This is a genomic window from Rhodoferax sp., from assembly GCF_028689305.1.
Lineage (GTDB): Bacteria > Pseudomonadota > Gammaproteobacteria > Burkholderiales > Burkholderiaceae_C > Rhodoferax.
In genome coordinates this window covers 1-2,949 of the sequence record NZ_JAQTWM010000180.1, presented here as the reverse complement: position 1 = coordinate 2,949, position 2,949 = coordinate 1, and the positions used below count along the sequence as shown (strand labels likewise).

Genomic DNA, 2,949 nt, shown 5'->3' with positions numbered 1-2,949 from the left:
TCGAAGGCGGCTACCGGGTCAGCGGCACGCTGCCCTGGATCAGCAACCTGCAAGCCGACCACTACTGCGGCGCGATTGCCGCCATCCCGGAGAGCGGCACCGAACTCATGTTCCTGCTGCGCTGCAATGCCCCCGGCATGGAGCTGGTGCAATGCCCCACCTTCTCGGCCATGGAAGGCACCGGCACTTACGCACTGCGTTTGAAAGACTACTTTGTGGGCCCGGACGACATCATCGCCGACCCGGCCAAGCCAAAGATCGCCCATATCCGCGCCGCCTTTGTCATGCTGCAATGTGGCATTGCCGTAGGCATCATCCAGGGCGCGATTGAGTCCATGTGGGCGGTAGAGGCGCAACTGGGCCACGTCAACCAGTACCTGGAAGACCGCCCCGACACGCTGCAAGCCGAACTCAACGCGCTGGTGGCCCGGGTGCAAACCTTGGCCAAAACCCCGTTTGACACCTCGACCGAATTCTTCATCGACGTGCTCGATGCCCGCGCCCATGGGGCCGAGCTGTGCCTGCGCGCCACCCAGTCGGCCCTGATGCACCAGGGCGCACGCGGTTACCTGATGAGCTCCGACGTGCAGCGCCGGGTGCGCGAGGCACAGTTTGTTGCCATCGTCACCCCCGCCATCAAACACCTGCGCAAGGAAATCGCCCGCCTGAGCGCTGAGGAGATGCCCGCATGAGCCCGGCCCCGTACCTGCAGTTCATCTGCAAAGCCTGCGGCCTGATCTACGACGAGGCCGTGGGAGATGCCGACAGCGGTCTGGCTGCCGGCACCCGCTTTGCCGACATCCCCGACGACTGGGCCTGCCCGCTGTGCGGCGTGACCAAGGCCGACTTTGAGCTCTACACCGCACCCAGCGCTGAGACACAGTGCGCCAAGCTGCCCAGTTGCGGCCCGGTGGCCTCTACCCGCGCCCGCCACCGTGCCGGTGTGGTCATCGTTGGTGCCGGTCGTGCCGGTTGGCAAATGGCCGAACACCTGCGTGCGGCCGATGCTGCGCTGCCCATCACCCTGGTCACCACCTGCTCTGGTGATGTGTACGACAAACCCCTGCTCTCGGTGGCCGTGGCCCGCCAGATCAGCCCCGAGAAACTGGTGCGTGAAAGCGGCGCAGCAGCCGCTGCCCGCCTGAACATCCGTCTGCTGGCCCACACCCACGCCATCAGCATCAGTGCCGACAGCAAACAGTTGCGCACCACCCGTGGCACGCTGCGCTACGAGCAACTGGTGCTGGCCCACGGTGCCCAAGCCGCGCTGCCCGCGCCACTGCCCGCAGCCCTGTGCTGGCGCATCAACCACCTGGGCGCCTACCTGCAATTACGTGCCGCGCTGGAAGGTGGCGCCAAAGACATGCTGATCATCGGTGCCGGGCTGATTGGCAGCGAGCTGGCCAATGACCTGGCCCTGGGCGGCCACCACATCACGCTGCTGGACGTGCAAACCGAGCCGCTGGCGCGCTGGCAGGCCGAGCAAGCCGGTCAGCAGGTGCTGCAAGCCTGGGCCACGCTGCCGATCCGCTTCATCGGCGGAGTCAAGGTCGCCAAGGTGGAAAAAATCGGCAGCCGCATCCGTGTCAGCACCGAGTGTGGCCAGCAGTTCGAAGCCGACCAGGTGATCGCCGCCACCGGCCTGCAAACCCCCAGCCGCCTCGCCCACAGCGCCGGTCTGGCCTGGCACAACGGCATTGAGGTCGATCCACAAACCCTGAGCACCAGCCAGAGCGCCATCCACGCCATGGGTGACTGCATCAGCATCCACGGCCAAGCCAGCCGCTACATCGAGCCAATTGGCCGCCAGGCCAAAACCATTGCGGCGGCTATTGCCTGCTGTGCGCCTGAGCCTTATGAAGTGCGCCCGGTGGTGGTAAGGGTCAAGACGACTTCGCTGCCGCTGACGCTGCATTGAGGCGGTGCCCCTTGCTGGCTAGCGGCAAGCCGTGGTGCTGCCAGCGGATCAAACTCGGTGGCAGCTTGAGGCTGGCGCCATCGGACAGCCAATGTCTGTTGATGCCGCTTATGCATAGCTATCCATAAGGGTCGGCAGGGCCCGACCCTTATGCGGTCTATCACATTGCAATATGGATCTGCCATTTGCTGTCGTTCGGTTAAAGTCCCTGCCCCAGGGTGAGGGTTGCCCATGTCGAGCACCTCGCATCTCAAGGGGCATCGGTTCTCTGGAACTTTTGGCGGGATGGCGGCTGATGCGTTTGGGCAAGCTGTGGCTTTTAAAACAAGGAAAACAAGGAAAACAAGATGCTGTTAACTGATATCGCCGTCGAGCACACGCGGGTGTCCAAACAGAATGGGGTTCGCCAGACTTATCTGCTGCATCCGTTTACCGATACGCAGCGGGATACGCTTGGTAAATTCGAGATCGTTCGTGACATCCGTGAGCCAGGGTTCAAAGACGTTAAACGCTCAGCCTTCGTGACGTTTCAACAATTGGCGGAGTTGTATGCGAAAGGCGTACTCGAAGAATTCGGGTTTTCCGTTCGCATGTGTCCGGGCCAGGGCACGTACCCCACTGCGAACCCCGTCAAAAAGATACTGCCAACCAGCATCAGGCCAGGCTCACCGTTCGACCTGGCTGTTCAACAGGTGGATGTTTCAAAACCTGCTACTCGCGAATTGAGAACAGCTTTGCTTCGCACCAACGTCAAACTGTGAATCCATCCGTTGCCCATGCCGAACTCATCGCCACTTTCAAGCGGGCGCAGGCAGATGCTGCTCACAAATTCGGATTGATCAAAGCTGCTGCGCAAAAGGGGCCCAAGGCAATCCAAGCGGCCACCGAAACAGCGGCAAAGGCAGCAAAACGCAGGGACTCGTATGCAAAGAAGCTGGATACCCTGGGAGTGCGCCTCAAGGATTGAGCGCGGCCCAGCCTAATGCCGGACACCAGTCATTGGCGACTACCCCAAACTGGCCCCAAGCGAT

General features: G+C 62.1%; 4 protein-coding genes. All 4 read left to right on the top strand.

Annotated features, from left to right (window positions below):
- Positions 1-692, top strand: a 692-nt coding sequence (locus PHW99_RS18665) for an acyl-CoA dehydrogenase family protein (RefSeq protein WP_300181329.1), incomplete at its 5' end; no start/stop codon positions are given.
- A complete protein-coding gene (locus tag PHW99_RS18660) occupies positions 689-1,918 on the top strand; it encodes an FAD-dependent oxidoreductase (RefSeq protein WP_300181326.1) in 1,230 nt (409 codons plus the stop codon). The genes PHW99_RS18665 and PHW99_RS18660, both read left to right, overlap by 4 nt.
- Positions 1,919-2,265: 347 nt before the next feature.
- Positions 2,266-2,679, top strand: coding sequence for a hypothetical protein (locus PHW99_RS18655; protein ID WP_300181323.1), 414 nt, complete (start codon positions 2,266-2,268; stop codon positions 2,677-2,679).
- Complete coding sequence (locus PHW99_RS18650) at positions 2,676-2,885, top strand: hypothetical protein (RefSeq protein WP_300181320.1); 210 nt, start codon at positions 2,676-2,678, stop codon at positions 2,883-2,885. Before PHW99_RS18655 ends, PHW99_RS18650 begins: the two co-directional genes overlap by 4 nt.
- Positions 2,886-2,949: the final 64 nt, after the last annotated feature.